The 26,178-nt window shown below is 48.5% G+C and carries 27 protein-coding genes and 1 riboswitch; of the genes, 5 read left to right on the forward strand and 22 right to left on the reverse strand.

Annotation, left to right across the window (positions count from 1 at the left end):
* Window positions 1-63: 63 nt before the first annotated feature.
* The 12 genes from QRD89_RS11215 to QRD89_RS11270 form a co-directional block, all read right to left on the reverse strand.
* On the reverse strand, window positions 64-1,356 hold the full coding sequence (locus QRD89_RS11215; protein ID WP_026577243.1) for an NCS2 family permease: 1,293 nt from the start codon (window positions 1,354-1,356) through the stop codon (window positions 64-66).
* Window positions 1,357-1,428: 72 nt separating this feature from the next.
* Window positions 1,429-1,529: riboswitch (purine riboswitch) on the reverse strand.
* Between the two features lie 126 nt (window positions 1,530-1,655).
* Window positions 1,656-1,880, reverse strand: a complete 225-nt coding sequence (locus tag QRD89_RS11220) for a YqkE family protein (protein ID WP_008639291.1) — start codon at window positions 1,878-1,880, stop codon at window positions 1,656-1,658.
* The gene (locus QRD89_RS11225) at window positions 1,877-2,206 is read right to left on the reverse strand and encodes an iron-sulfur cluster biosynthesis family protein (protein ID WP_008639289.1); all 330 of its coding nucleotides are present in this window, start codon (window positions 2,204-2,206) and stop codon (window positions 1,877-1,879) included. Before QRD89_RS11225 ends, QRD89_RS11220 begins: the two co-directional genes overlap by 4 nt.
* Window positions 2,207-2,270: 64 nt before the next feature.
* Window positions 2,271-3,545 carry a Y-family DNA polymerase gene (locus tag QRD89_RS11230; protein ID WP_286095286.1) on the reverse strand — a complete coding sequence of 425 codons (1,275 nt, stop codon included), beginning with the start codon at window positions 3,543-3,545 and terminating at the stop codon, window positions 2,271-2,273.
* Between the two features lie 144 nt (window positions 3,546-3,689).
* Window positions 3,690-3,875 (reverse strand): hypothetical protein, encoded by a 186-nt coding sequence (locus tag QRD89_RS11235; RefSeq protein WP_008639285.1) that lies wholly within the window; start codon window positions 3,873-3,875, stop codon window positions 3,690-3,692.
* Window positions 3,868-4,074, reverse strand: a complete 207-nt coding sequence (locus QRD89_RS11240; RefSeq protein WP_008639283.1) for a hypothetical protein — start codon at window positions 4,072-4,074, stop codon at window positions 3,868-3,870. Before QRD89_RS11240 ends, QRD89_RS11235 begins: the two co-directional genes overlap by 8 nt.
* Window positions 4,075-4,132: 58 nt before the next feature.
* Window positions 4,133-4,285 carry a hypothetical protein gene (locus QRD89_RS11245; protein ID WP_008639281.1) on the reverse strand — a complete coding sequence of 51 codons (153 nt, stop codon included), beginning with the start codon at window positions 4,283-4,285 and terminating at the stop codon, window positions 4,133-4,135.
* Window positions 4,286-4,312: 27 nt separating this feature from the next.
* Entirely contained in the window at window positions 4,313-5,380 is a 1,068-nt protein-coding gene (locus tag QRD89_RS11250; protein ID WP_026577239.1) for a LolA family protein, read from the reverse strand.
* A 2-nt stretch (window positions 5,381-5,382) separates the two neighbouring features.
* The gene (locus tag QRD89_RS11255) at window positions 5,383-6,852 is read right to left on the reverse strand and encodes a sensor histidine kinase (protein WP_008639278.1); all 1,470 of its coding nucleotides are present in this window, start codon (window positions 6,850-6,852) and stop codon (window positions 5,383-5,385) included.
* Window positions 6,849-7,553, reverse strand: coding sequence for a response regulator transcription factor (locus QRD89_RS11260; RefSeq protein WP_008639276.1), 705 nt, complete (start codon window positions 7,551-7,553; stop codon window positions 6,849-6,851). Before QRD89_RS11260 ends, QRD89_RS11255 begins: the two co-directional genes overlap by 4 nt.
* A gap of 162 nt (window positions 7,554-7,715) precedes the next feature.
* The gene (locus tag QRD89_RS11265) at window positions 7,716-8,510 is read right to left on the reverse strand and encodes an SDR family NAD(P)-dependent oxidoreductase (RefSeq protein ID WP_008639274.1); all 795 of its coding nucleotides are present in this window, start codon (window positions 8,508-8,510) and stop codon (window positions 7,716-7,718) included.
* Window positions 8,511-8,514: 4 nt separating this feature from the next.
* The gene (locus QRD89_RS11270; RefSeq protein ID WP_286095287.1) at window positions 8,515-9,480 is read right to left on the reverse strand and encodes an MBL fold metallo-hydrolase; all 966 of its coding nucleotides are present in this window, start codon (window positions 9,478-9,480) and stop codon (window positions 8,515-8,517) included.
* 215 nt (window positions 9,481-9,695) lie between these two features.
* Here QRD89_RS11270 and QRD89_RS11275 point away from each other — a divergent pair, with 215 nt between their 5' ends.
* On the forward strand, window positions 9,696-11,225 hold the full coding sequence (locus tag QRD89_RS11275) for an AbgT family transporter (protein ID WP_008639270.1): 1,530 nt from the start codon (window positions 9,696-9,698) through the stop codon (window positions 11,223-11,225).
* 58 nt (window positions 11,226-11,283) lie between these two features.
* Here QRD89_RS11275 and QRD89_RS11280 read toward each other — a convergent pair whose 3' ends face one another.
* Window positions 11,284-12,906, reverse strand: coding sequence for a M20/M25/M40 family metallo-hydrolase (locus QRD89_RS11280; RefSeq protein ID WP_008639268.1), 1,623 nt, complete (start codon window positions 12,904-12,906; stop codon window positions 11,284-11,286).
* A 79-nt stretch (window positions 12,907-12,985) separates the two neighbouring features.
* Between QRD89_RS11280 and QRD89_RS11285 the strand changes: the two genes are divergently transcribed.
* From QRD89_RS11285 to QRD89_RS11300, 4 genes are all read left to right on the forward strand, one after another.
* A complete protein-coding gene (locus QRD89_RS11285) occupies window positions 12,986-13,732 on the forward strand; it encodes a glycerophosphodiester phosphodiesterase (RefSeq protein WP_008639260.1) in 747 nt (248 codons plus the stop codon).
* Window positions 13,733-13,888: 156 nt separating this feature from the next.
* Window positions 13,889-14,905, forward strand: coding sequence for an NADPH dehydrogenase NamA (gene namA / locus QRD89_RS11290; protein WP_026577237.1), 1,017 nt, complete (start codon window positions 13,889-13,891; stop codon window positions 14,903-14,905).
* A 121-nt stretch (window positions 14,906-15,026) separates the two neighbouring features.
* On the forward strand, window positions 15,027-15,953 hold the full coding sequence (gene rnz, locus QRD89_RS11295) for a ribonuclease Z (RefSeq protein WP_008639255.1): 927 nt from the start codon (window positions 15,027-15,029) through the stop codon (window positions 15,951-15,953).
* 12 nt (window positions 15,954-15,965) lie between these two features.
* Window positions 15,966-17,327: an aldehyde dehydrogenase gene (locus tag QRD89_RS11300; RefSeq protein WP_286095289.1), complete on the forward strand. Its 1,362-nt coding sequence runs from the start codon at window positions 15,966-15,968 to the stop codon at window positions 17,325-17,327.
* Window positions 17,328-17,424: 97 nt separating this feature from the next.
* Here the strand turns inward: QRD89_RS11300 and QRD89_RS11305 are convergent, their stop codons facing one another.
* From QRD89_RS11305 to mce, 9 genes are all read right to left on the reverse strand, one after another.
* Window positions 17,425-19,659, reverse strand: coding sequence for an ABC transporter permease (locus QRD89_RS11305; RefSeq protein WP_286095290.1), 2,235 nt, complete (start codon window positions 19,657-19,659; stop codon window positions 17,425-17,427).
* A complete protein-coding gene (locus QRD89_RS11310; RefSeq protein ID WP_286095291.1) occupies window positions 19,656-20,357 on the reverse strand; it encodes an ABC transporter ATP-binding protein in 702 nt (233 codons plus the stop codon). The genes QRD89_RS11305 and QRD89_RS11310 overlap by 4 nt, the downstream gene beginning before the upstream one ends.
* 194 nt (window positions 20,358-20,551) lie before the next feature.
* Entirely contained in the window at window positions 20,552-20,776 is a 225-nt protein-coding gene (locus QRD89_RS11315; RefSeq protein WP_008639055.1) for a DUF3892 domain-containing protein, read from the reverse strand.
* Between the two features lie 74 nt (window positions 20,777-20,850).
* Complete coding sequence (locus QRD89_RS11320; RefSeq protein WP_026577233.1) at window positions 20,851-21,003, reverse strand: small acid-soluble spore protein P; 153 nt, start codon at window positions 21,001-21,003, stop codon at window positions 20,851-20,853.
* Between the two features lie 17 nt (window positions 21,004-21,020).
* The gene (locus QRD89_RS19250; protein WP_008639053.1) at window positions 21,021-21,149 is read right to left on the reverse strand and encodes a YpzI family protein; all 129 of its coding nucleotides are present in this window, start codon (window positions 21,147-21,149) and stop codon (window positions 21,021-21,023) included.
* Window positions 21,150-21,208: 59 nt separating this feature from the next.
* Window positions 21,209-22,456: a DNA polymerase IV gene (locus QRD89_RS11325; RefSeq protein WP_008639052.1), complete on the reverse strand. Its 1,248-nt coding sequence runs from the start codon at window positions 22,454-22,456 to the stop codon at window positions 21,209-21,211.
* Window positions 22,457-22,613: 157 nt separating this feature from the next.
* Window positions 22,614-23,738 carry a M20/M25/M40 family metallo-hydrolase gene (locus QRD89_RS11330; protein ID WP_008639051.1) on the reverse strand — a complete coding sequence of 375 codons (1,125 nt, stop codon included), beginning with the start codon at window positions 23,736-23,738 and terminating at the stop codon, window positions 22,614-22,616.
* Between the two features lie 68 nt (window positions 23,739-23,806).
* Window positions 23,807-25,354: an acyl-CoA carboxylase subunit beta gene (locus QRD89_RS11335; RefSeq protein WP_062514126.1), complete on the reverse strand. Its 1,548-nt coding sequence runs from the start codon at window positions 25,352-25,354 to the stop codon at window positions 23,807-23,809.
* Window positions 25,354-26,166 (reverse strand): methylmalonyl-CoA epimerase, encoded by an 813-nt coding sequence (gene mce / locus QRD89_RS11340; protein WP_286095292.1) that lies wholly within the window; start codon window positions 26,164-26,166, stop codon window positions 25,354-25,356. Before mce ends, QRD89_RS11335 begins: the two co-directional genes overlap by 1 nt.
* Window positions 26,167-26,178 lie beyond the last annotated feature (12 nt).

The following is a 26,178-nucleotide window of genomic DNA, read 5'->3' on the forward strand; positions in this document are numbered from 1 at the left end:
CCGAATTGTCTCCTAATTTAAATCAAAAAAACCCCCGGAGTTCTACTCCGAGGGCTGTCCCTATTATAAAAATATAAAATAAAGCAGAAACAGAAAAGCGAGAACGTACATAATCGGATGGACTTGTCTCCAATTTCTGTTCGCAATCATAGCAAACGGGTAAAGAATAAACCCGAGCGCAATCCCTGTCGCCACACTGGACGTGAGCGGCATCATAATGATCGTCACGAAGGCAGGGACAAAGATTTCAAATCGATCCCAGTTGATTTCCTTCACTTCTGTCGCCATCAATGCCCCGACAATGATGAGAGCCGGAGCTGTGACTTCCGGCGTGATGACGCCGAGAAGCGGGGAAAAGAATAAAGCAATGAAGAAACAGACGGATATGACGACACTGGTGAAACCGGTCCGTCCACCGACTGCAACGCCTGCTGATGACTCGACGAAGGACGCCGTCGTGGAAGTACCGAAGACCGCTCCCGCAACACCAGAAGTGGAGTCGGCGAGAAGCGCACGACCGGCATTGGGAATTTGGTTATCCTTCATAATTCCCGCCTGGCTCGCCACGGCAATAAGGGCACCAGCGGTATCAAAGAACGCCACGAACAGGAACGTGAAGATGACAGCAAGAATTTCAGGCGTCCAAATATTCCCGAGGTTTTCAAACGCGACACCGAACGTAGGCTCAAGACTGGGCACCTGTCCGACAATTGAATCCGGAACAGCAACCAGTCCCGCAAGCATCCCGACGATACTCGTGATGACGATCCCGTAGAAGATGCCTCCACGCACACCACGGACCATCAGCATTAGCGTAATGATGAACCCGAAGGCAGCAAGGGCTGTTGTAGGTGTTGTGAACTGACCGATCGAAACAATCGTCGATTCCGCCCCGACGATGATGCCGGCGTTCTTCAAACCTATAAATGCGATGAAGAAGCCGATTCCTCCGGCAATAGCATGCTTTAAATCCTTGGGAATAACGTTTATAATTTTCTCACGGATCTTAAAAAGACTCAAAATAACGAAAATGACACTGGCTACGAATACCCCTGTCAATGCGATTTCCCAGTCAATCCCCATTCCGATAACAACAGAAAAAGTAAAGAAAGAGTTCAACCCCATACTCGGAGCGATTCCTACCGGGAAATTCGCCAGCAGTCCGATCAACAGTGAACCTACGATGGCTGACAGGGCAGTCGCCGTAAACAGCGCCCCTTTATCCATACCTGCCTGGCTCAATATGGTCGGATTAACGACCAGAATATAAGCCATGGACAGAAACGTTGTAATTCCAGCCATGGTTTCTTTGCGGTAGTTCGTACCACGGTCCTGGAACTGAAAGAAGTTTCTCATGATGTACCCTCCTATAATGCAACAAAAAAAGCACCGGTCCCAGCACCAGTGCTCATCCATAGGAAAAAGGAATCAACATTCACTCTTCCCTGTAGACAAGCTATTTCCGGTAGCTGGTAGAAACGCTCAGGCCATATTCCTGAACTTATACAAGGTACTTCATGTATCAATTTATAACGAGAATCATAACAACGAAGGGGCTGTGGGTCAATCGTTTCCGTCGAAGTCCGGGAATTCCCGCTTTTCTGACTACGGTTCATCGATCTCCTTCCAATGAAAAAAGCCCCCGGGATGGGGACTCATTTTTTAAATTTCTTCCAATCCATGTCACTCTCGTTGAGCAGCTCTTCAAAGCTTTTGTTCGCTTCTCTTTGTTTCCGTTCAGCGATCCGGCGTTCCTTCTCTTTCGCTTCACGGATCTCCTCCTGCTTTTTCAGCTCGGCCTTTTTAGACTCCAGCTTCGTCCAAACATCGGCACCAAGCTGATCCGCAAGTGTTCCACTCGTTTGTTTCTTCTTGCTCATACCGCAGCTCCTTTGACCGTTTTAATCGGGATGATCGGATTTAGGATACCGTCCGGGCTGGACAGGCGGAACGTTCCCTTGGCAAAATCCAGCTTCATTTCCTGCTTGAAAAAGACAGACTGCTGGTCGTCGATGACGACAGGATACGCTTCATTTTCCACTTCTTTATCCGTATCGTACCGTTTATCATCAAAGCGGATCATAGGAAGCCCGTTCACACCGCAGCCGCAGCCTTCGGTATCATAAAACAGCCGAATAATCGGACGCTCCGTTTCTTCCATCCGCTTCAGTTGTTCCATTGCTTCGTCTGTTATCCTTAATTTCATCTTTCATCCCTCCTGTTCCTCTATTTTAAAAAATCCGGGACGTTCGTGCAATCGTTCTGTTTCTCTATTCTGCATAGTGACCTCCGACAAGCCGGCTCCGATGGCGGGCCGTGCCCGCATCGGTCCATGACACGGCCCGCAGCAGCATATCCTGACCGTACCGCTCCCTTATTTCATCCATTACATACCCAAGATCCCTTTTCCTGTCCCGGGCGTGCTGGAACAAATCAAGCTGGATGTCCGAGTCTTCCGTTATATTCCCAAGAGAAATGGAAATCTTACGTACGACCTCGCCGTTATAATAGCGGCTGAACAAGACGAGACATGCCCGGTAAAGGTCCATCGTAATACTCGTCGGATGCTCGACGGAAACCGACCGGTGGAAACCGGACCCGCCTTCCGTTTTGCTGTAGCCGATACCGAGGGAAATCGTTCGTCCCGCATGCCCTTTCCGCCGGGCGCGACGGGCGACTTCCTCGCACATCTCCAAGATGACGTACTTAACATCCTCGGGCTTATGATAATCCCTCAAGAGAATCTGACTCTTCCCGTAGCTGACCTGCCCCTGGATGATCGGTGCCCCGGGATCGGACAGATCGACACCGTTTGCATGGTAAAAAAATTGATTGCCCATGACCCCGAACGCTTTCTCCAGCTGTTCCAACGGAAACTTCGCCAGCTGGCCGACAGACCAGATCCCCATCCGGTTGAGCCGCCGTTCCAGACGAGGACCGATCCCCCACATCTCGGACAATGGTGCCACCGGCCACAGCTTCTCTCTGAAGTTGTCATACGTCCAACGGGCAACACCCTTTTTCTTCGCTTCCAGATCCAGGCACAGCTTCGCAAGCAGCATGTTCGGACCGATGCCGATCGCTGCATCCAGATGGAACGTTTCCTTCAGCTCATCTATAATCATTTGGGCAGTTTCTTCCGGATTGCTGAATCTCCCTTCTCCGTTCCCCACTTCAAGAAAGCTTTCATCGACGCTGTAGGTGTGGATCTTCTCTTTCGGCACGAATTTATGGAACAAATCCGTCACTTGCGTGGAAATCTCTAAATAGGTTTTCATTTGAGCGGAGACGATGACGATTTCCGGAACGGAGGGAATTTCGAACAGGCGGCTGCCTGTTCGGATGCCGTACTTCTCCTTCATAGCGGGCGTCGCCGCCAGAACGACACTTCCCCTGCGCTCCATATCTGCAACGACCGCGAGCGGACATATCAGCGGGTCGAGTCCCCGCGCGACAGCCGCGCAGCTGGCATAGAAACTCTTCATATCGACACAGAGGATCCCCCGGTCTGGATAACTACCGTAATCGATGTTCGGATTTTTCATACCTGCTCCTCCTTTTCCTCTACATACTATTATGCGAATATATGTTCGCATTTGCAAGTGGCAATTACTGTTAGAGGAAAACTGACAAAAAAGAAAAAGTCCCCTTTCCTGCAGAAGGATAAGGGGGACCTTTATGAGAAACCATTACTTTTCCCGGCTTCTATGTACCTTTTCTGCCCGGGCCACGCTCAAAAACGCTGCGATTTGAGCAAGCACAAGGTAAAAGACAAAATACTCACTGGAAAGGACTGCAGATAAAACAGAAAGAAGACTGAAAAGGGACGCCGCACAAAATCCCGTTATCGTCTTCTTATCTATCCCTTCAGCCATAGTGACCGATCCACTTAAGCAAAAGCACCCCGACGCATGTGACGACCGCCCCCACTGAAAATACGAGCAGCATCACCCGCTTGCTCCTCGTTTCCCACCAGGCTAACCCGGCGGTGGCGGCGGTGAAGAGCATGCCGAAAAGAAACGAAGCAAATGGACTTGTCGGAATAATCCAATCGTACCAATGAACAACTCCCATCGATTCAACCTCCTGCCATCAATCGTACCGATACTGCTCCTTACAATCATATACCTGCTTAGAGAAGCGAAACCGTGAGGACCGCAGCAGATAAAGTACCTACAGCTGTAAGAATGATGATTTTACGGTGACCCTGCCTGTCCGAAGGTTTGAGCAGCTCTTTTATTGCTGCTGCCCATATCCAGATAGATGCGATAGCAATCATCCCCATATTTACTCTCCATCCTTTCCTCGACCGTCATTCCAACGCCTCGGCAATGGCAAATATTTCTTCCTTTGTCAGCTCCGGGTCTTCCACAAGGAGCGAATACCGAAGTCCACCTTCTTCCCAAAGGAGGTTTGTAATGACATCTTCCGTAAAGACGCCCTTCGTCCCTCGGACTTCCACTATTTCTTCCCCGCTGAAACCGGCAGAAAGGTTGTCTTCCGGAGCTTCAAAAGAAGTCAGTGTGAACTGCCCGTATCCATCTTTGCTATAGGATTGATTCACCTCGGTACGCTTTAGCTCTTTGCTGGAGAAACGATCAACAGCTGTTAATTCATAGGCCTCATCCTTGACCTTCAAAACAGGCTGACCGTAGATTTCCTCTGCCTCTTCAAGAGACGTCTCCTCCGTTAAACCGAGATCATCCATCTCTTTCACCTCGACACCCTGAGGAAGGTCCATCGTAAAGGTACGGTCGTCGAAGGAAGGGTCCACATCCAATTCCGTCACCGTATATTCCGTCTTAAGATCCTCACTATGGGCGACCATTTTGATAATGATCCAATGCTTATCGGAAATCCAATACTCCTCGTTCCCGCGGAATCCCCCGTCCTCTTTCGGCACGGCTTTGATATGGTACGTTCCAAATCCGTTCACTTCTTCCTCCCCAATGAGCTCGACGTCATGGGTTTTCCTTGTCTCTTGAAGCATTTGCTGCAGCTGCTCCCGTTGAGACTCCCCGGAAAGCATTTGTTCTGTCCCGGGACTGTCTATGGTGAATGCTTCTCCCTGCTCTTCCGAATAAAACATAGTTGTCTTCCCATCATTCAACGACTGGACAGCACCACCCTCCGTATCTGCGATGACCTTGATCCGATTATTAGCAACATCCGACCACTGTTCCATTGTAGAGCGGTCAATGGTATCGTCTCCTTTTTGGACATCCATCTCCATTTTCATATAATAGCGATCCAACTGATCTTCTTTTTCGACCGCATTTGCTACAATCTGATCCGGCGAGTACGCTCCGCCCGACTCAGCGGAGCAAGCCGATACGAGACACACACCTGCTGTAATGACTCCAATTAACCACTTCCTCACGTTTAACCCTCTCCTTCATGTACTTGATTGAACAACATAGCAATGATCATCCCGCGCCCGGGCACGGACCAAAGCTTCATCTCTCCTTCATGGCTTTCAGCAATCATATGGGCGATGCTTAATCCAAGCCCCGATTGTTTGCCGTCATCCGACGTCCGGGAAGCTTCTCCTTGATAAAATGGCTTGAGTACCGATTCCAGCTGCTGTTCCGCAATCGCCGGCCCTTCATTCTGTACAAGCAAGAGCGCTCGGCCCTTTCTTTCCTGGAACATCTCTTCTGCTGCCTCCGGGAAAACCCACCCGGGCAGCGGCTCCTTTTCGCCAAGGACGGCGGCAAAAATGGTTTTTCCCTCCGGCGTATAGCGCAGGGCATTGCTCATAAGATTATCGAGGTAACGAATCATTTCCCTGGCGCTCATCCGCACCGTTCCTTCGATTCTCTCTTCTTTTAGAAACAGGACTCCTCGGGCACGGGCCATCTCATCGTAGCCCTCAAACAACATATCAAAGAATTCTTCTGCATCCACTTCAGGCCGCTCCATCTCATAGCTGCTGGACTGAAACTTGGCGAATGTCGTCAAATCCTCAATCAGACCTTTCAAGTGATTGGATTTACCTGCGAGGATCTGCAGGTATTCTTTCCTTTCCTGTTCCGTCAACCCTTCTCCCTGCAGAGCCTCCGCATAGGTCTGTAAAGATGTCAGGGGCGTCTTAATATCGTGGGAGAAAGAAGCCATCATGAGCTGCTTTTCTTCCTGCTCCCGGACGGTTTCTCTGTTGGCCGCTTCCACCTGCTCCTGCATGCTTTCGAAATGAGTCATTAACTGGCCGAGCTCATCCTTCTTCTTATCCGGGAAACGCACCGTCGTCTGGTAATCTGCAAAGCGGTCCATACCAGAAATTAAACGCTTTAAGGGAAGGTTCCACTTGCGGTGCAGCATCCAAAGCACCCCGGAGTAAATGAGTAGAAATAAAACCCCGGATAATGCAAGAATACCGATGCGCCTGTTCTTCACCCCTTCCACCCATTCCGAACGGTCGATCCGGATGTCATAGATCCCTTTTATCTCCCCGTCAACGAATACCGGCTTTTTTACGGAAAGGGACTGAAAAGATAAGTCATAGTGATAAAGACCCTGCAGCAGCGATTGACGGGGCTCGATCCGTAAATCATTGGATTCAGAATTATAGACCATCAACCCATCCGATCGAAACAGCTTAACGGCTACGTCGGAATCATTCGTCACCGCTTCCCATTCTCGATTAAATTCTTCGCGTGGTCTGCGCTCATACCAGTCCACGGACTGTAATGATGCTTCCAGTTCATGGATACGCTCTGTTAACTCAAACGTATCCGCCACCCTTTTCTCATGGTTCCATTCCTGCACCCAGAGAAAAAAGCCATACGCGCCGGCGAGCGGGAGGATCATGACGAGCAGATACGTAATCATCAGCCATGTCCTTATTTTCATGAGAGGACTTCCCCGATAAAACGATAGCCGGTTCCCCAGACGGTCTCGATCCATATCGGTTCTTTGACATTTTCCCCGAGCTTATTTCGAAGACTCTTGATATGGACATTGATCGTGTTATTACCATTAAGCTCCACCTCTCCCCAGATGTGTTCGTACAGTTCCGCTTTGGTGAAGGTACGAAGCGGATGTTGAATGAACAACCGGAGCATCGCGAACTCCTTAGCCGTCAGCATAACTTCCTTCCCTGCCACTTTCACCGTCCTCTTCTCCACATCCACTGCAAGCTCACCGGAGTACAAACACTCCCGTGACAGTTCCTGTTCCGGGTTTCTGTAGCGGTCATACCTGCGCAAATGGGACTGGACTCTGGCTGTAAGTTCCATCAGACTGAAGGGTTTGGTAACATAATCATCCGCACCGAGGTCGAGGCCTTTGATTTTCGATTCTTCTTCCTGCCTGGCACTGATGATTACAATCGGCAGATCGCTTTTCAGACGGATGTTTCTGCAAAGGCTGTATCCGTCCATTTCCGGAAGCATCAAATCGACCAGTATCAAATCATACGCCTTATCGTGAAAATCCTCCCATCCCTCCTGTCCAGTCGAAGCCCATGTCACCTCCATCCCCTGCCGTGTGAAATGGTCCTTTACAATTCTCGCAATTTCTTTGTCATCTTCTACCAATAAAATAGCAGCCATTCTGTTCCCCTTCCTGACACTTTCATTGTAGACACGAATCCGGTACACGCACCCGATTTAATAAATCCTTTATTTTATCCTTCTTCAGCTTCTGAAACGAACGAATGGAATAACAAGAAAAAAGCTCCCGCCCCTCCGCTGCAAACGGAAGAGAGGAAGCCATTATTTCTTCTCAAACTGCTTTTTCATCACTTTCTCAATCGTTCCCGGTGACAGTGCATAGAGTTTGCTTCCTGCATTCATCCAGGCAGGCATATTGATTTCCCGGCATTTGGTAAACAAGTGGTCGACGACGGTTCTAGCGACATGGTTGGGGTCAAGCATCATTTGTTCGACCGCCTTCTGGTAGGTACCCGCCGGATCCGCCTGTTCGAAGAAGTTGGTCTGGACAGGTCCAAGATTGACGGAAGTGACGAACACTCCCTTCGGTTCCACCTCCATGCGCAGCGCATTCGTAAAGCCAAGCACAGCATGCTTTGTCGCTGCGTAGACCGACGATTTCGGTGTCGCCATTTTCCCGGCCTGGGAAGCGATGTTGACGATATGCCCCTCCCCTTTTTGAAGGAAATGAGGCAGCAGCTGATGGGTAGAACGGAACAAGGAAGTCACATTTACCGCAACCATCCGTTCAATATCCTTCCACTTCGCCTGTTCCACCAGATCGAAAACGGCCATCCCTGCATTGTTTACCAGTGCATCGATCGATCCATGGTCATAGCAGATCTGGTCGATGACATCTTTCCACTCGGCATCCATCGATAAATCTGCCGTATACCACGGGCATTCGATAGAGAAAGATTCCTCAATCTTCTCAGCAATGATCCGAAGTTTGTCGGTTGACCGGGCGACAAGAATTGGTACGCCCCCCTGCATGGCCGTATGGATCGCTATGTATTGGCCGATGCCGCTGGAAGCTCCGGTTATCAGCACTTTCTTTCCTTTTACAAGTTCATTCACAAGATCATTCCTCCACTACATATCGTTTTCGTCCTTCTGTTACCTGTGTCTTGACGTCTCCATGATGCTCCAAATAATCGAGCTGGCCAATACTCTCCGACATCGTAAGCCCGAGCTGGGATTCCACCTGTTTCGGAAACAGCCGTTCACACACTTCATATGCCGTAAGCGGAACTTCCCTTACCATTTCTTTCACCTTTCGTGCTCGTTTCTCCTGCTTTTCCAGCCTCTCTTTGATCAAAGGGACGTGACCGTCAAAGATCTTCCCATGCCCCGGGTAAATGGAAGTAATAGGAAGATCAAGCAGTCGCTCCAACGATTCCCTGTACTGCAGAAGTGGACGAGGACGTGGATCCCCGTCACAGAAACCCGGCTCAAGCAGAGGGTTGGAGGAAATGTGAGACAAAAGAAGATCGCCGCCGATGAACGCCCCGTCTGCTTCCCGTAAGAAAGAAAGATGACTCTGGGCATGCCCCGGTGTCTCTAATGCCTTCCAATTGTCATGACCAGGAAGCGTATCCCCCTCCTGCAGAGTGCCGGTTAACGTGCCGCGGGCGGACCATTTCAAGGATTTACGCAGCCCTTTAAGCATCGGTAAAAACCTCTCCGGAACGCCGGATTCTATATACATAGCTTTGAAAAACCTCTCATAACGCTGCAAGTATTCTTCCTCACGCTCCAGCCAAGGCTTAAGTTTAGGGTGTGCTATAATGGAGTCGAGTTTCGGAAAGCGCTCGATGAGCCCCATATGGTCCGGGTGGTGATGGGTGAGGATGACCTGCTCGATATCCTCCGGTGCATATCCCAACTCTTTGAGCCGCTCTTTCAAAACCGTCCAGGCCTCTTCCGTTTTCACACCCGCATCTACGAGTGACAAGCGGTCTCCTTTCAATAAATATATGTGTACATCACCGACCGCATAAGGCGTAGGTAAAGTGATTTGTGAAATGGTATCTTTTAACGTACGCATATCAAACCCCTCCTAACTGAATCATCATTCATTTCTATTGTAGCATGTTTATGTATATTTTTCCCTTGTGTAACAATTCGTAATACTTCTTGAACTCAAAATGTTTTTTCTAGTGGCACTTTTTCCAAATGCCTTCAAATACAAATAATTATTTTATATACTTTAACGCGTTATCGTAAATAAATAATACCACAGTAAAAAGTAGGAGGAAAAAAATGGACCAAACAGAAAAGAAAGGGCTTACGATGCGGATGCTTGACGGAATCGAGCGGATCGGCAACAAACTCCCTCACCCTGTCACATTGTTCGCAATTTTTGCATTGTTAGTCATCATCGCTTCGTGGATCTTCTCTTCCATGAACGTGGAAGTGGAAGATCCGGCAACAGGAGAAACGCTTCAAGTCGTCAACCTGCTGTCAGGCGATGGAATTCAATATATATTTGACAGCATGGTGGAGAACTTTGTAGGTTTCGCTCCGCTCGGAACCGTCCTTGTCACGATGCTTGGAATCGGTATCGCGGAACGGTCCGGACTTATAAGTGCCATGCTTCGTGGTCTCGTCACATCGGTACCGCGGTCTTTGATGACGGCTGCTCTCGTTTTTGGAGGAATCATGTCGAGCATGGCAGCGGACGCCGGGTATGTCGTTTTGACACCGCTTGGAGCCGTATTGTTCGCAGGTCTTGGACGCCATCCCCTTGCAGGACTGGCAGCTGCGTTCGCCGGTGTATCTGCCGGGTTCAGCGCCAACCTGCTCTTGACATCCCTTGATCCACTGCTCGGTGACCTTACTATTCAGGCGGCAGCTACGATCGATCCTGAATACGCAGACACCATTCTTTATACGATGAACTACTACTTCATGATCGCTTCCGTATTCGTCCTGACAATAATCGGAACAATCGTAACGGACAAGATCGTCGAACCGAGGTTAGGAACGTATAAAGGAGACATAGGCGAGGACGAGGCTCAATATGTCACTCCTATCGAGAAAAAAGGAATGCTCGGTGCCCTCATCGCTTTCATCGTAACGATCGGACTTTTGTCCCTGCTCGTCTTACCATCCTGGGGGCCGCTTCGTGATCCTGATGACTTTCTTGCCTCTCCGTTCTTCCAAAGCCTTGTACCTGTCATTTTGATCATGTTCATCGTACCTGGTTATGTTTATGGACGGATTACGAAAGAAATCAAGAACGACAAAGACGTTGCCAACCAGATGTCCGATACGATGGCTTCGATGGGGATGTATATCGTACTCGCTTTCACAGCCGGTCAGTTCGTCGCATATTTCAACCACACCAATCTTGGGAAAGTCATCGCCGTAAGCGGTGCAGAATTCCTGGATTCTATCGGATTCACAGGAATCGGTTTAATCATTGCCTTCATTTTCGTAGCAGGGTTCATCAACTTGTTTATCGGAAGTTCTTCTGCCAAATGGGCGATCATGGCTCCTGTCTTCGTTCCGTTAATGATGAACCTCGGGTATTCCCCTGAGCTCACGACATTGGCCTACCGAATTGCTGATTCAACGACAAACATCATCTCTCCGTTGATGCCGTATTTTGCAATCGTCATCGCTTTTGCACAGAAATACGATAAGAAGGTGGGAATCGGAACATTGATATCCACCATGCTTCCTTATTCGATTGCTTTCTCCATCATTTGGATCGTCATGCTGCTGATCTGGATGTTCATTCCAGGCGCGGAAATCGGCCCGGGTGCCGGCATCTATTATAATGGATAAACCACAGGAAGAAAGCGCCGGAGAATAATCTCCGGCGCTTTTTTATTACCTCTATCTACTATTCCTGCGTTCGAAAAAGTTCATGGATCGTATGAGTCAGAATCACCGGAAGTTTTTCAAAGCTGTAGCTCAATTCCAGCCGCTCCGTCCATTGGTGCGGATCCCTGCCGAGCGGACCAACATTAAGGATCGGCATCGTGATCATTTCCATCGCCTCTGCCGGCCATTCAAATCCATTGCCGTGAATCGGCATCTGTTTCGTAAGGTCCTGAAGCGAACTTGCCGTCGAAGCTGGTCCTATGAAACTTAAATCCGATAACCCCGTGAAATATTCGACCATCTCCAACTCTTCTCCATAATGCTCCCTGGCATAATCCATCGCTGTCTTCGCCGCATGTTGAATGTAAGGATCGTCATGAGACGATACAGACGGATAGAACGGCGGACTGTAGAAAAGGACGATCATCGGACTGATATCTTTACATATGGATGCAAGGCTCTGCACGAGTGTTGTGGAAAAGTCCCTGTCTCCCTGATCCCTTAAGTTCACTAACCGGTTCTGGCGACGGTCGACTTCCGCCTTTCCAAAACGTTTGACGGCTTCCTTATACAGCTGATCATAAGTCAGAATCGTAATATCAGGCTGGAAGGAAGAGGTTTGCGTTCCTTTTAAATAAAAGGAGGCTTGATGATGATAGTGATGGATAATTTTCGCCCGGGCCCGCTGGGCGGCCTGAAGCAGCTTCTCATTCAGCTCCTGAATCGTCTGCTTCATATAGAGCACGTTGTACATCGTAACGGCTGCCTGTGGTGTTTGCACGGAATATTCATGCTTTAAGTCCCGCTGCATCAAACTGATAGGAGGCGGCGTGCGCTCTCCACCGACATTCTCGATGAATGCTTCATTCAACTCCAGCTCCTGGGCGAGATAACTCATCATCAAGTTTGCGTTCAAACCGCCGAAGGGCTCACCGACGTGCGTTTCTTTCCCGTAGCATAGAAAGCCCGGGAGCGTCTTGCCGATCGATCCTGTATAAAGATAATAGGCAGGGTCCCCTGGGTACTTGCTGAACATAGGCTCGCCGTTCAAAGCGGCTTTAAAGTTCAAGTTCTCTTTTTCTTTTATCTCGGCAAGTGCCGGGAGAGCGGCAAGCATCCCTTCGGAGTTCACCTCTTCATCCGGCACAGCAACAAGCAGCAGATTACCGTCAAATTCACCCGCCATCGCTTTTTCCAACAGGGACAGGTGAACCGTAAGTCCCGCTTTCATATCCATGGCTCCCCGGCCGAAGAGCCAGTTTCCGGTCTTTAAATCCCGCGCTGCTTCCTTCGGCAGGTCGTCGATGTTCTTAAGGAACTCCTGCGTCAATTCTCTCGGATAAAAAGCCAGGTTCTGATACGATCCGTAATCCTCGATCCCAACGACATCGACGTGGGCGATCAACACGATCGTATCTGCGGCCTCGTCCTTTTTCACAAGTGCAGTCAACAGTTGACGTCCGTCATCCAAGGGATGCAGTTTCAGGTGATCGGGCTTGTTTTGATAATAATTCCGATCCTCTAAAATATAATATAAGTATTCAATGATGGCGATTTCTTCGTTGCTGTTGGTTATGCTCGGGTATTCTACCAGAGAGCATAGCAATTCGGTCAATTGTTCCCTTGTCTGCCACAGGGTCATGGTCAACACTCCTTATTGACTTTTACTAGTTTTTCCCACACAATCAAACACAAAGTCTATCTGGAAGAGGTGCATCTTTATGAAAACATTGATCTTTGCGCATAGAGGAGCAAGCAAATTAGCGCCGGAAAATACGATGCCCGCCTTCGAGATCGCTGCGGAGTCAGGCGCAGACGGAATCGAAACAGACGTGCAGCTGACCAAAGATCAAGTTCCCGTGTTAATACACGATGAAAACCTCCGCCGGACGACAAATGGGACAGGATTTGTTCAGGACTACACGTATGCCCAGCTGCGTCTGCTTGACGCCGGAAGCTGGTTTTCCCCTGAATATTCTGACACCTATATTGTATCATTAGAAGAGTTCCTGCGGTGGTTCCATGATAAACCTATGTTTTTGAATATAGAATTAAAGACAAATGTCATTCCTTATAAGAATATAGAACAGATCGTCTACGATACTCTGAAGCGGCATCAGGTGCTCGAAAGGACGGTCTTCTCCTCTTTCAACCCGGACTCCCTTGTGAGACTGAAAGAGATCAACCCTTCTGTTCCAACTGCCTTTCTCACCTCTACGAAAATGCGGGATTTGTGCCAGTATGCGAAATCCATAGGAGCCGATGCTCTTCACGTTAAGCACCGGCTATTGGACAAGAAGCTCGCTAAGAAATGCCGGAAGGAAGGATTGGACCTGCGGATCTATACGGTGAACAGGCCGGCGTTGATGAAAAAATGCTACCAGCTCGGTGTGAACGGTATCTTTACGGACGTCCCGCACCAGGCTTTGGAATACAGGGACCTGGCAAAAGAAAAAGTTCGAAAATAACCTCCCGTCTGAAGCGTCTTGGAGAAGACAGCCTCCTCCCTGCCTTCTGCACCGAGCCTAATTATTCGCACGATCGATCGTCCTTTGATATTTTATACTTATGGTGCCTCCCGTTCTATACGAGGGTACACCTCATCATCCATAGGAGGATCGTTCATGAAGCACAAACTATTTCACCCTTATACAGTAAAAGATGTTACATTGAAGAATCGAATCGTCATGTCACCTATGTGCATGTATTCAGCTCACGACCAGGACGGAAAAGTCCAGCCTTTTCACTTGGCTCATTATGAGAGCCGTTCGGCAGGACAGGTAGGACTGGTCATCATTGAAGCAACTTCCGTCCTCCCGGAAGGGCGTATCTCCCATGAAGATCTCGGAATATGGGAAGACGAACAAATCGAAGGATTGAAGCAGATAAATGAAGGCATCCATCGTCACGGTGCAAAAGCAGGCATCCAACTGGCCCATGCCGGCAGGAAGGCCAATTTACGCGATGAGATTTTCGCACCGACGCAAGAAGCATTCAGCTCTTCCATGAAAGTACCTACGGAAATGTCGAAAGCGGATATCGACAGGACCATCGATGCCTTCAGAGAAGCCGCTTCCCGTTCCAAGCGCGCAGGATTCGATATTATCGAACTTCATGCGGCTCACGGATATTTGATCAACCAGTTCCTTTCTCCACTTACAAACAAAAGGACTGATGAATATGGTGGAAGCCGTGCCAACCGATACCGCTTCCTTAAAGAAATTATCAAGGGCGTTAAAGAGGTATGGGATGGACCATTGTTCACACGCATCTCCGGTGAAGAGTACCGGGAAGGCGGAAATCAGATGGAAGACTTCATCTATTTCTCCGAGGAAATGAAAAAACAGGGCGTGGACCTGATCGATGTCAGTTCAGGAGGAGTCGTTCCGGCAAGCATCGAACCGTACCCTGGATACCAGGTGAAATTCGCTGAACAAGTGAAAGAAGGTGCCTCTATCGATACAGGGGCTGTCGGGCTGATTACGACTGGAAACCAGGCCGAAGAAATTCTCCAGAACGACCGGGCGGATTTGATTTTTCTTGCGAGGCCTCTTCTGCGCAACCCATACTGGGCCAAGCAGGCTGCCGATGAGCTTGGATATCCCCTCGAAGGACCGATTCAGTACACAAGAGCATGGTGATCCGCTCTTTAAGGAACGAACCTGCCGCGCTTTCAGCCGGCAGGTTTTTTCTATATTAGAAGTGTGTTCCCCGCCCCCAGGTGGTATGATGGGGGTAGATGGTAGTAGGAGTGAATGTATGATGGAATTATTTTTTCTCGGAACGGGATCAGGAGTCCCCTCAAAAGAACGCAACGTCTCTTCTCTGGCACTCCGCATGCTGGAAGAGCGCGGTACGACATGGATCTTTGACTGCGGTGAAGGAACGCAGCATCAAATCTTGAACACGAACCTCCGCCCTCGGCGCATTGAGGTCATTTTTATCACCCACCTGCACGGAGATCACATCTACGGTCTTCCCGGTCTGCTGAGCAGCCGGTCTTTCCAGGGTGGCGAATCGCCTGTAACCGTTTACGGCCCGGCAGGATTGAAAGAGTATATCGACTGGAGTCTTCGGCTCAGCGGCACCCACCTCCGCTATCCGCTCCGCGTAGTGGAAGTAAAGGAAGGGATGCTTTTCGAAGACGATCAGTTCATTGTAGAAGCCGTCAAATTACAACACGGCCTCGAAAGCTACGGGTATCTTTTGAAAGAGAAAGACAGATTAGGAGAACTGCAGCCGCACAGATTAAAGGAACTCGGCATACAGCCCGGGCCGATTTACCAGACGATCAAAGAGCAGGAAACGACCCGATTGGAAGACGGCCGGGTTATCCATCGTTCCGACGTGCTCGGCCCTGCGGAGAAGGGCAGAAAGCTGGCCATTCTCGGGGATACCAGATACCTCCCCTCCCTTGCAGATAAACTTCAGCTTGTAGATGTCCTCGTTCACGAGGCGACGTTTGCCGGTGATGAAGAACAGATGGCATATGACTATTATCATTCCACAGTCAAGCAGGCTGCGTCACTGGCAGATGCAGCGGGAGCCGGCGAACTTATTCTCAACCATGTATCCTCAAGGTATCAAGGGAAAGCCGTGGAACAGTTGGCGGAAGAGGCACGTTCTATCTTTCCGAACACGACGATTGCCCATGATTTCTATCGTCATACTATAAGCAGAAACCGTTAAGGGGGATAATTTATGCAAACCATCGTGCAGCAGCAGAAAGCATGGTTCAAAGAGGGACATACAAAAAGCTATTCCTTCCGTAAAGAACAGCTTTTAACAATGAAGAAGATGCTGTCAACCTTTGAGAAGCCGATTCTGGAAGCGTTAAAATTCGACCTGAGCAAATCCGAATACGAAGCTTACGCATCTGAAATCGCCTTCTTAAAAAGCGAAATAGATCATCATCTCAAACAGTTGAAATCATGGATGGAACCGCAGAAAGTAAAAGCGCCGTTAACTCACACCGGCTCCAAAAACTTTATTATGAAAGAACCATATGGTACGGTGCTCATCATCGCGCCTTGGAATTATCCGGTTCAATTAGCGCTTGCCCCTGTTATCGGAGCGGTCGCAGCCGGAAACACAGTAATCATAAAACCATCGGAATTGACGCCTACGGTTTCCTGGGTATTAAAAAAAATGATCGAACAATACTTCCCCCCTGCATTCATAGCCGTCGTCGAAGGGGACAAAGAGGTTACCCAGGAGCTTCTCGATCAGCCGCTGGATTACATCTTCTTTACCGGCAGCGTGCCTGTAGGAAGGATCATTATGGAGAAGGCAGCGAAACGTCTCATCCCAGTCACACTTGAATTAGGCGGGAAAAGCCCTGCCATCGTCCATAAGGATGCATCGATCGACCTGGCAGCGAAACGAATTGTCTGGGGTAAGTTCACCAATGCAGGGCAAACGTGCATTGCACCGGACTATCTGTACGTCCATCATGAAGTTAAGGCGGAGCTTATGAAATCTCTGCAGGCGTATATTCAAGAATTCTACAGCTCCAATCCTTTAAATAATGAAGAGTATACAAGGATTGTAAACAAGGCACACTTCGATCGTGTCGCTGCCTACCTGGATTCCGGAACCATCGTATCAGGTGGCGCCGTTAATGAAAGGAATCAAAAAATTGAGCCTACGATCCTTGACCAAGTCTCCTGGCAGGACCCTGTCATGCAGGAAGAGATATTCGGGCCGATTCTTCCTATCCTGACGTATGATTCCCTGGAAGAAGTCACAGGACAGATCACAGAAAAACCAAAGCCGCTTGCCTTATATTACTTCGGAGAGTCGGAAGAAGATCAGCAGGAGATCCTGTCTTCCATTTCATTCGGTGGCGGATGCATTAATGACACCCTTTATCACATTATCAACCCCCACCTCCCATTCGGAGGGGTTGGAGAAAGTGGAATCGGCAGTTATCATGGACAAGCAAGTTTTGATACGTTCTCTCATTCGAAGAGTATTACGAAACAAACTACGAAATTCGACCAAAGTTTCCGCTACCCCGGCTCTAGTTTGGGACTATCCATCATGAAACGGATATTCGGCTGATCATACAATACAAAAAAGTCAAGGGATACTTCCCTTGACTTTTTCTTGCTTCTTTTATTCCAGAAGCATTTCCTTATGTTACAAACAGGCCTCCTCCCTACTCTGCTTGTTTACTGAGTGCTTCCTGAAGCGATACTTTCCTTAATTTCCGTTTGGATAAAAACAGGGAGAACCAATAGGTAAAACCGATGGCCGCCAGCCCGATGGCCCCCATCCACACGTTCACATCCGTCGGGAGAAGGAATCCCGTTTCTTCCACCAATGAATTCATCGTCTGTTCCAGGGACCAGCCGGCAAGTGGAATGGAAACAAAATAGGCGAGAAAAACGACAGGCGTGTAAACACGCAGCAGCAACTTGGAAATTTCTTCATCACGATATCCCATGACTTTAAGCAAGGAAATGGAGGAGCTGTTTTCCTCGACGATTAAATGGATCAGCAATGTCAATATAAGTACACCGATAAAAAATGCGAAAGCTGCCATAACTAGTACAGAACTGCGAGTAGCTCCTGAAGTGGCTTCAAAGCTGTCCATCAGCCTTTGTTTGTCCTCAACCATATAGATATCATCGGCGGTTTCCGGTTTCCGGTCCTGCCATACCCCCGTATATCCGTTCTCAGGAAGACCGAGCTTTTCATTCATCTGTGTCCTCTCGAGAAACACGTTGTTTCCGATGTACATATCGGCAATACCGGTGACCTTTGCACGCAGTTCGCCGCCTTCTCCATGAAAGGTAACCGTATCCCCTTCCTTCACCTTCAGTACGGCAGCCAAAGGTGCGCTGAGAATTGCTCCCTTTTTCAAACGCTCGTTCATATTCTCTCCTCCGGCCTGAAACCGCATGTGATCTGTTTCGGGATCTATGCCGAAACCGTTGATCGTTACGTCTGTTCCCTTGACGGATAGATTTGTCATTGTGAAAGGACTGGCCTCTTCTTCCGGATCCGCAGTCTTGATTCCTGAATAGTGGACAGCATAATTATAAGCCTGTATTTCTTCGTATGTTTGCTCTACCAGTCGATCCATGCTTTGAAAGGTGATGAGACCGATAAGCAGCAGGACCGACGAGAAAATAACCCCGGCGAACACGTACAACGCCCTCGCTTTACTGCGAATGATCAGCCGCAGCCTGAAACGCCGCAGGAAACTTCCATTCCTCACAAAGGGCAGCTTTTCCAACCAGGATTTCTTCCCTCTGCTCATCTCCTTTGGACGAAGCAGCGTCAAAGGGTCACTTTGAAGCGCACGCCAAATGAGTGTCGCTGTAGATAATAAAAGGAGCACCACCGGTACAAGAAGGCCGATGATAAGAACAGAGAGATTCCAGGTAAAGGTTTCGAAAGCCGGCAAGTTGAAATAAACTGCGTACAAATCAGATAACGGCAGGGATAACAAGGAACCTGCAGCCACTCCTAAAAGGGTACCGGATAAACCAATGACCCAGGCATAGGTCAAGTAATGCTTCATCAACTCTCCCCTCCTGTACCCCATCGCCATCAGCGTACCTAACTCCCGCCGTTGCATATCGATCCTGCGCTTCATCAAAAGCAGCACCATGAATACGGAGAGAGCAAGGATGACCAGCGGGAGCGTCGTTACCATACGTTCCGCCCCTTCGATCTCTGTCTCGACGTACTGAATTCTTGCATTCTCATCAGCCGGAACGTACTGCAGGACGGAAATCTCCTGACGAATGGCTTCCATGAATCGATCCGGGTTTTCTACGGACATCCCGAGAACCTCTGTCCTTGCGTTTCCCGGAAAATGATCGATGGTTTCTTCGGTGGCAACACCGATACCAAATGCCTCTGCATGGCTCAGCACGTCCGTCTGCTCCTTGACCATGTAGATATAATCAGGCAAATATACAAAACCAGTGACTTCTAAAACGCCTGCCTCCGTTTCCAACTCATCTCCGATGGAAATCCCATTGGCCTCTGCAAAAACCGGTGCGATGGCAACTTCACCGGCATTATTCGGCATCTTTCCTTCTGAAAGGTAGGGCTTATTTATCTTTTCCGTAGGAGTAAGGAGGCGAAGCGTAGACGATTCGGATACCTGCAGATCTTTAAATTTCCGCTTTTCAAGCGTTGCTTCATATTTATCAGTCCAACTGGTAAGCAGGCGGGCCGACGGCTCTTCGCTCGTAACTATATGAAAAGACTCCTGCCTGTAATCCTCTATAAATGTTTCATTTCTTTTATCCAAGGCAGCGATTGCCATAGATAAACTGACGTAAAGCATGACCGCAAGCATAAGCAGGAGCATGACCCCGCCGTATTGAAACTTCCTCTCTTTCAGGGTACGAAGCACAGACTTCCGAAGAATCATGACCACTTCACCTTCTCCGGATCAACAGGTTGTTCGTTCTTATACGTCTCTACGATTGCTCCGCTTTTCATTCGGACGACTTTATGCGCCATTTCTCCGATTCCCTGATTATGGGTGATAATCAGCACCATCGTTCCGTATGTTTCTTGAACGAAGCGGAGCAGTGCCAGGACTTTCTTTCCGGTTTCTTCATCCAAGGCACCAGTTGGCTCATCACATAAAAGAACTTCCGGGTTTTTGATCAAGGCACGCGCAATGGCGACACGCTGCTGTTCTCCTCCACTCAGCTGATAAGGGAATTTATCCCTCTTATCATACATCCCGACCTTGCCAAGTATTTCTTCCATATCAAGCGGTCGGCTGCTCAGTTCTCTTCCGACTTCAATATTTTCTTTCACTGTTAAAGTCGGAATCAAGTTGTATTGCTGAAATATGAACCCCGCATGTTTTCTTCGATATTCTGTAAGTTCTTTATCTTTGCAGGTGCTAAGGTCCAATCCGTTCATGATAACCGTCCCTGAATCACAGCGGTCTATGCCTCCGATCACATTTAATAAAGTCGATTTCCCGGACCCTGAAGGCCCTAAAATGGCTACGATCTCGTTATCATCAATATCTAATGTCACATGCTTTAACGCTTCTATTTTCACTTCTCCGCTTTGATACGTTTTCTCTACGTTCTGGACTGAAATAGCCATCCGCGCACCCCTCTAATTAAAATATGAAATATAATATTTACAATGTTTCATTTCAAGTGTACCTCATGCAGGAGAGAAGTCAACATAATTATGTAATATATATACGTTTATATTTCATAATTATATCACATAAGTGCTGTTCTCTTTTCGTCAACAACCAAAAAACAGGAAGAGCATATGCTCTTCCTGTAACATTAAAAGGTTGGAAGGTTATCCAGATTGTTGGAGGTAATGCCATCCGGTTCACTGCGCAGATGGTCTTCTCCATCCTTCCCTCTGATGAGGTTCACATGTTCCAGTTCCCCGTTGCGCGCCATTTCGTGTGCCTGTTTATAATCGACAACATCTCCAGACGATAACTGCATTTCTATAATGCTGCCTTGTCCGTTTTTTCTGACTGCCACAATTCGTTCCGGCATTTTAATCATCCTCCTCTATCCTATCTTGACCTTCCTTCCTGTAACTATCCTTGTCAAGTTATGCCAGAATCGACTCACATGTCATGGGATGACTTTTGTTTCTGGCGGGAATGATTGGCCGTCTTCACTTTATGAGAACCTTGTGCCGGTTCCCCGTAACCCTGATCCGGTCCTAAAGGTAAATTCGGCTGCTTCTGTTGTTTCGGACCCATTCGTTTACCACCCATAGAAAACACTCCTTCTTTTATCGGCGCTTCCGGGCTTCTTCCGGCCCTTCCATCATCGTTGCACCATTGTAACTCAACTTTTGATCGCGATCCGACTGAACCTTTCCAGAACGCTTCAATTTCTTCTCCTGACGATCTCTACCCATAAGAAAAAACCTCCCTTCCTGTTTAGTATGAAACAGAAAAGAAGGCTCATTCCTGGGAATCACTTTTTAAAATCATCAAGGAAATCCTTTTGAAAACTGGTCGTCACTGGACTCTCCTCTTTGTCCGTCAATCTCCGGAACGGGTTCTTCCCATATTTATCCGTAAGCTCATCGATCGCTTTGTAAAGCCTTTCTTTCCCCGCATACTGCTCATAATTGAAAAGGTCCAGCTGCTGGGTAACTTCGGACTTCTCTGCGAGATCACTTGCGGTCACTCCAAGCAGACGGACGGGCTGCTGATTCCAATGCTCATCGAAAAGCCGGATGGCGATTTGGAATAAGTCGTCTGTCGTCGCAATGAAATCGCGCAGTTGTCTGCTTCTTGTAACGGTCTTCCTATCATGATAACGAATCATCAGCTGCACATTCCGGGCCAGTACATTTTTGCTCTTCATCCTTGCCTCTACTTTACCTGATAAGCGGCGGAGAACGGAGCGGATCTCATGATCATCCACCGTGTCTGCCGGCAGCGTGGTTGAAGTTCCAATACTTTTGAACTCATGAACAGCATCAGGGTCAACGGGGCGGTCATCTAATCCGTTGGCACGATTTTTAAGCCGCTCTCCATTAATACCGAGGACCCTCTTCAGCTCTAAAGCAGAATGGGAAGCAAGATGTCCAATGTTCTCTATCCCAAGCCGTCTGAGCTTCTCTGCTGTTTTCTGACCTACACCGTACATTTCTTCAATTGGAAGCGGCCAAAGCTGTTCATCAAGCTTTCGTTTCCTTAAAATAGTAATTCCCATCGGTTTTTTCATATCCGATGCCATCTTGGCAAGGAATTTGTTCGGCGCAATTCCTATACTGCAGGGGAGATCCAGCTCATTCGCTATGCGCTGCTGGATTTTTTCTGCAATTTCAGGAGGGGAGCCTTGATCCTCACAGTCCGTTATATCCATATACCCTTCATCGATGGAAACGGGCTGGACAGTCGGCGTCACATCGGAAAGGATTTTGAACATTTCTTTTGATGCAGCCCGATACCTTTCGAAATTGGGGCGCATGACGATTAAATCCGGACATAAACGTTTGGCCTCACCGACAAGCATGGTCGTTTTCACCCCGTATTTACGGGCTTCGTAGCTGCTCGTTACGACAATCCCCTTCCGTTCTTCAGGGTTTCCTGCAATCGCTAGTGGTTTCCCTTTCAAAGCCGGATCATAGGCAGCTTCGACGGATGCATAAAAGCTGTTCATATCCACATGAAAAATGACCCGGCCGTTCTTTGGGTACCATTTCGATGACATACAACTTCCCTTCTTCCTTCATTAGAACATCTGTTCTTCCATTATATCAAAAACGAGCCGGTTAATCATGAAAAGGACCTCGGAATAATATTCCCAAGTAATGTCCGGAGGAAGATAAAAAAACCTTCCCTTTAAAAACGGGAAGGTTCTTGTAAAATTATTTTGCTACTTCTTCTACGATTGCTGTTACATATTCGGCGATTTTCTCCAACTCACCGACCGGCATGCGTTCGTTCGTAGTATGGATCTCCTCGTAGCCGACGCTTAAATTGACGGTAGGAATGCCGTGTCCCGCGATGACGTTCGCATCACTTCCTCCACCACTCGTCAACAGTTCACTCTCACGGCCGATACGCTTGGCTGCAGCCCTTGCGACTTCGACCACTTCGTCCCCGGCTGCCTGCTTATAGCCCGGGTACATCACTTGGACATCAAGTTCAACATCTCCATCCATTTCTTCTGCCGTTTCCAAGAACGCCTGTTTCATTTTCTCTACCTGCTCTTCCATCTTAGCAGGGTTCAGGGAACGGGCTTCAGCCAAAATTTCGACATGGTCACAAACGATATTCGTTTTCTGTCCACCTTCGAAACGTCCGATATTGGCAGTCGTTTCATCATCGATACGGCCAAGCGGCATTTTAGCAATAGCGCGGGACGCAAGCGTAATCGCCGAGACACCTTTTTCAGGCGCTACACCAGCATGGGCTGTTTTCCCTTTAACGACGGCATTGATCTTTGCCTGGGTAGGCGCTGCAATAATAATGTTTCCCACCTGCCCGTCACTGTCGATAGCGTAGCCGAACTTCGCTTTAAGAAGCGTGCTGTCCAATGCTTTGGCTCCGACAAGACCGCTTTCCTCTCCGACAGTGATGACAAACTGGATATCCCCGTGTTCTACTTTGTTTTCCTCAATAGATCGAATAGCTTCCAGTATAGCGGCCAAGCCCGCTTTGTCGTCCGCCCCCAATATCGTCGTTCCATCTGTAATGATATACCCGTCCTCTACGGAAGGATTGACGCCGTTCCCGGGGACGACCGTATCCATGTGAGACGTAAAGTAGATCGTATCGACCCCTTCCTTCGTGCCTTTCCAATTACAAATAAGGTTGTTGGCGGCATGTCCGGTTTCTTCCGCGGCATTGTCTTCAAGTACTTCAAGCCCAAGCGCTTCGAATTTATCTTTTAACACACGGGATATTTCCGCTTCCTGACCAGTTTCCGAATCAATTTGAACCAGTTCCAGAAATTCTTCCAATAAACGTTCTTTGTTGATTGCTACCATCTATAGGTCCTCCTTCATATGTAACACGTTCCACTTAGTACGTTAGCGGAACTGGAGAGTCGTGTCAATCAGAGCGGGATGTTTCCGTGCTTTTTATACGGTCTGTCCTCCTGCTTATTCCTTAGCATATCCAACGAACGAATAAGCACCTTCCGTGTTTCTCTTGGATCAATGACGTCATCAATCATGCCGAGACCTGCAGCGACATATGGATTAGCGAACCGCTCCCGATATTCGTCAATCTTCCTACTCCTTGTCTCTTCCGGTGCATCACTGTCCTTGATCTCTTTTGCGAATATAATGTTCGCTGCCCCTTCCGGCCCCATGACGGCTATCTCCGCATTGGGCCAGGCAAAAACAAGATCTGCACCTATCGATTTACTGTTCAGTGCGACGTATGCCCCCCCATATGCTTTCCGTGTAATAACCGTAAGCTTCGGAACGGTAGCTTCAGAATAGGCATATAAGATTTTTGCTCCGTGGCGGATAATGCCCCCGTGCTCCTGCTTGATCCCCGGGAAAAAACCGGTGACATCTTCAAATGTTATGATAGGAACATTAAAGGAATCGCATGTTCGAATAAAACGGGCCGCCTTATCACTGGAGTCGATATCGAGCCCCCCTGCCATGTACTTTGGCTGATTACAGACGAGCCCTACGGACTTCCCTTTTATGCGGGCGAAACCGACGACAATATTCTTTGCGAAGTCTTTATGGATTTCAAAGAAAGATTGATCGTCAACCACTTCATCAATAATGATCCGTACATCATAAGGGCGAACAGGATCGAATGGAATTTTATCAGTCAGATCGGGTCGATAGTCATCCTCTTCGCTTCCCTCCAGTACTTCCGGCAGTTCTTTGTTGTTTTGAGGAAGATAGCAAAGCAGATCGCGGACGGCGTCCAATGCACCCGCTTCATCTGCTGCCTTCAAATGAGCGTTCCCACTCAAGGAATTATGAACGCCCGCCCCACCGAGGTCCTCGGCAGAAATCTTCTCTCCCGTTACGGTTTCTATGACTTTTGGACCTGTAATGAACATCTGCGACGTCTTTTCGACCATAATGACGAAATCCGTGATAGCAGGAGAGTAAACGGCACCGCCTGCACACGGCCCCATAATGACGGAAATCTGAGGAATGACTCCGGAATAAATAGAATTCCGATAAAATACCTGACCATATCCGTCCAAAGAAGAAACGCCCTCCTGAATTCTCGCTCCGCCGGAATCATTAAGTCCGATAAACGGCGTTCCATTTTTGACCGCGAGATCCATAACTGCCGCAATCTTCTTGGCATGCATTTCGCCAAGGGCACCTCCGTATACAGTGAAATCCTGAGCGAACAAATAGACATCGCGGTTGTTTATCTTCCCGAATCCGGTGACAACTCCTTCCCCGGGAGCCGTTTTCCCATCCATACCGAATGCGTCATGCCTGTGCTCCATAAAAGGATTCAGCTCGACAAACGTCCCTTCATCCAAGAGGTATTCCACCCGCTCACGCGCCGTCCACTTTCCTTTTTCATGCTGCTTTTCAATGCGGTCGTCTCCGCCGCCAAGCTCAACCTGGCGCCGTTTATCATACAGTTCATTTATTTTATCAAAAATATCCATCACTCATCCTCCTTGCTTTCTACCATTTCATACAGCACACCGTTTGCCGCTTTCGGATGAAGGAACGCCACTCTCGTATCGTGGGCTCCCACAGCCGGTTCCTCATGGATTAGACGTACCCCCTGCTCCTTGTATTTCTTCAAACGGGCATCCAAGTGATCGACTTCCACTGCGATGTGATGGATTCCTTCCCCTTTCTTCGTTAAGAAAGACTGGATCGGAGACTTATCGTTTAAAGGTTCCAGTAATTCTATCTTCGTTTCACCGATTTTCAAAAAAGCTACGCGCACTCCTTCCGAATCCACGGTCTCCACCGCTTCCAAAGACAGACCGAGCGTATGCTGATAAAAAGGAAGAACGGCATCAATGCTCATAACGGCAATTCCGATGTGCGCGATGCGTTTCGGCTCTTCGAACATATCCCTTTGGACGAGCTGCTTGATATAAACGGCTATCGCATCTGTCGGGGAACCGCTCGTAAATATCTTGTTCACGCCATGCGACTCAAGGAATGGAATATCTTCTGCAGGTATGACTCCCCCCCCTATGACCGGAATGTCAGAAGCCCCCTGTGCAGCCAACGCTTCCACCACTTTAGGAAACAAAGACTTATGGGCACCGGAGAGAGAAGACAACCCGACGACATCGACATCTTCCTGTATGGCCGCTCTTGCGATTTGAACTGCCGACTGACGAAGTCCTGTATAGATGACTTCCATCCCATGATCGCGGAGCGCCTGAGCGATGATCAATGCCCCTCGATCATGGCCGTCAAGACCCGGCTTTGCTACTAGTACACGTATTGATTTCATCTCTATCCTTCC

It is taken from the genome of Halobacillus sp. ACCC02827 (assembly GCF_030291935.1).
In the GTDB taxonomy this organism is placed as follows: domain Bacteria; phylum Bacillota; class Bacilli; order Bacillales; family Halobacillaceae; genus Halobacillus.

Bases quoted from the DNA above. Each gene is read 5' to 3' on its own strand.
- QRD89_RS11325 (WP_008639052.1), bottom strand. From the start codon at position 22,456: ATGTCATCGAAATGGTACCCAAAGAACGGCCGGGTCATTTTTCATGTG.
- QRD89_RS11230 (WP_286095286.1), bottom strand. From the start codon at position 3,545: ATGAAAAATCCGAACATCGATTACGGTAGTTATCCAGACCGGGGGATC.
- QRD89_RS11330 (WP_008639051.1), bottom strand. From the start codon at position 23,738: ATGGTAGCAATCAACAAAGAACGTTTATTGGAAGAATTTCTGGAACTG.
- QRD89_RS11305 (WP_286095290.1), bottom strand. From the start codon at position 19,659: ATGATTCTTCGGAAGTCTGTGCTTCGTACCCTGAAAGAGAGGAAGTTT.
- QRD89_RS11235 (WP_008639285.1), bottom strand. From the start codon at position 3,875: ATGGCTGAAGGGATAGATAAGAAGACGATAACGGGATTTTGTGCGGCG.
- QRD89_RS11245 (WP_008639281.1), bottom strand. From the start codon at position 4,285: ATGGGGATGATTGCTATCGCATCTATCTGGATATGGGCAGCAGCAATA.
- QRD89_RS11310 (WP_286095291.1), bottom strand. From the start codon at position 20,357: ATGGCTATTTCAGTCCAGAACGTAGAGAAAACGTATCAAAGCGGAGAA.
- QRD89_RS11255 (WP_008639278.1), bottom strand. From the start codon at position 6,852: ATGAAAATAAGGACATGGCTGATGATTACGTATCTGCTCGTCATGATC.
- namA (WP_026577237.1), top strand. From the start codon at position 13,889: ATGAAGCACAAACTATTTCACCCTTATACAGTAAAAGATGTTACATTG.
- rnz (WP_008639255.1), top strand. From the start codon at position 15,027: ATGGAATTATTTTTTCTCGGAACGGGATCAGGAGTCCCCTCAAAAGAA.
- QRD89_RS11220 (WP_008639291.1), bottom strand. From the start codon at position 1,880: ATGAGCAAGAAGAAACAAACGAGTGGAACACTTGCGGATCAGCTTGGT.
- QRD89_RS11280 (WP_008639268.1), bottom strand. From the start codon at position 12,906: ATGACCCTGTGGCAGACAAGGGAACAATTGACCGAATTGCTATGCTCT.
- mce (WP_286095292.1), bottom strand. From the start codon at position 26,166: ATGAAATCAATACGTGTACTAGTAGCAAAGCCGGGTCTTGACGGCCAT.
- QRD89_RS19250 (WP_008639053.1), bottom strand. From the start codon at position 21,149: ATGGGTAGAGATCGTCAGGAGAAGAAATTGAAGCGTTCTGGAAAGGTT.
- QRD89_RS11260 (WP_008639276.1), bottom strand. From the start codon at position 7,553: ATGGCTGCTATTTTATTGGTAGAAGATGACAAAGAAATTGCGAGAATT.
- QRD89_RS11320 (WP_026577233.1), bottom strand. From the start codon at position 21,003: ATGGGTGGTAAACGAATGGGTCCGAAACAACAGAAGCAGCCGAATTTA.
- QRD89_RS11300 (WP_286095289.1), top strand. From the start codon at position 15,966: ATGCAAACCATCGTGCAGCAGCAGAAAGCATGGTTCAAAGAGGGACAT.
- QRD89_RS11315 (WP_008639055.1), bottom strand. From the start codon at position 20,776: ATGCCGGAACGAATTGTGGCAGTCAGAAAAAACGGACAAGGCAGCATT.
- QRD89_RS11335 (WP_062514126.1), bottom strand. From the start codon at position 25,354: ATGGATATTTTTGATAAAATAAATGAACTGTATGATAAACGGCGCCAG.
- QRD89_RS11285 (WP_008639260.1), top strand. From the start codon at position 12,986: ATGAAAACATTGATCTTTGCGCATAGAGGAGCAAGCAAATTAGCGCCG.
- QRD89_RS11225 (WP_008639289.1), bottom strand. From the start codon at position 2,206: ATGAAATTAAGGATAACAGACGAAGCAATGGAACAACTGAAGCGGATG.
- QRD89_RS11215 (WP_026577243.1), bottom strand. From the start codon at position 1,356: ATGAGAAACTTCTTTCAGTTCCAGGACCGTGGTACGAACTACCGCAAA.
- QRD89_RS11270 (WP_286095287.1), bottom strand. From the start codon at position 9,480: ATGCGTACGTTAAAAGATACCATTTCACAAATCACTTTACCTACGCCT.
- QRD89_RS11275 (WP_008639270.1), top strand. From the start codon at position 9,696: ATGGACCAAACAGAAAAGAAAGGGCTTACGATGCGGATGCTTGACGGA.
- QRD89_RS11240 (WP_008639283.1), bottom strand. From the start codon at position 4,074: ATGGGAGTTGTTCATTGGTACGATTGGATTATTCCGACAAGTCCATTT.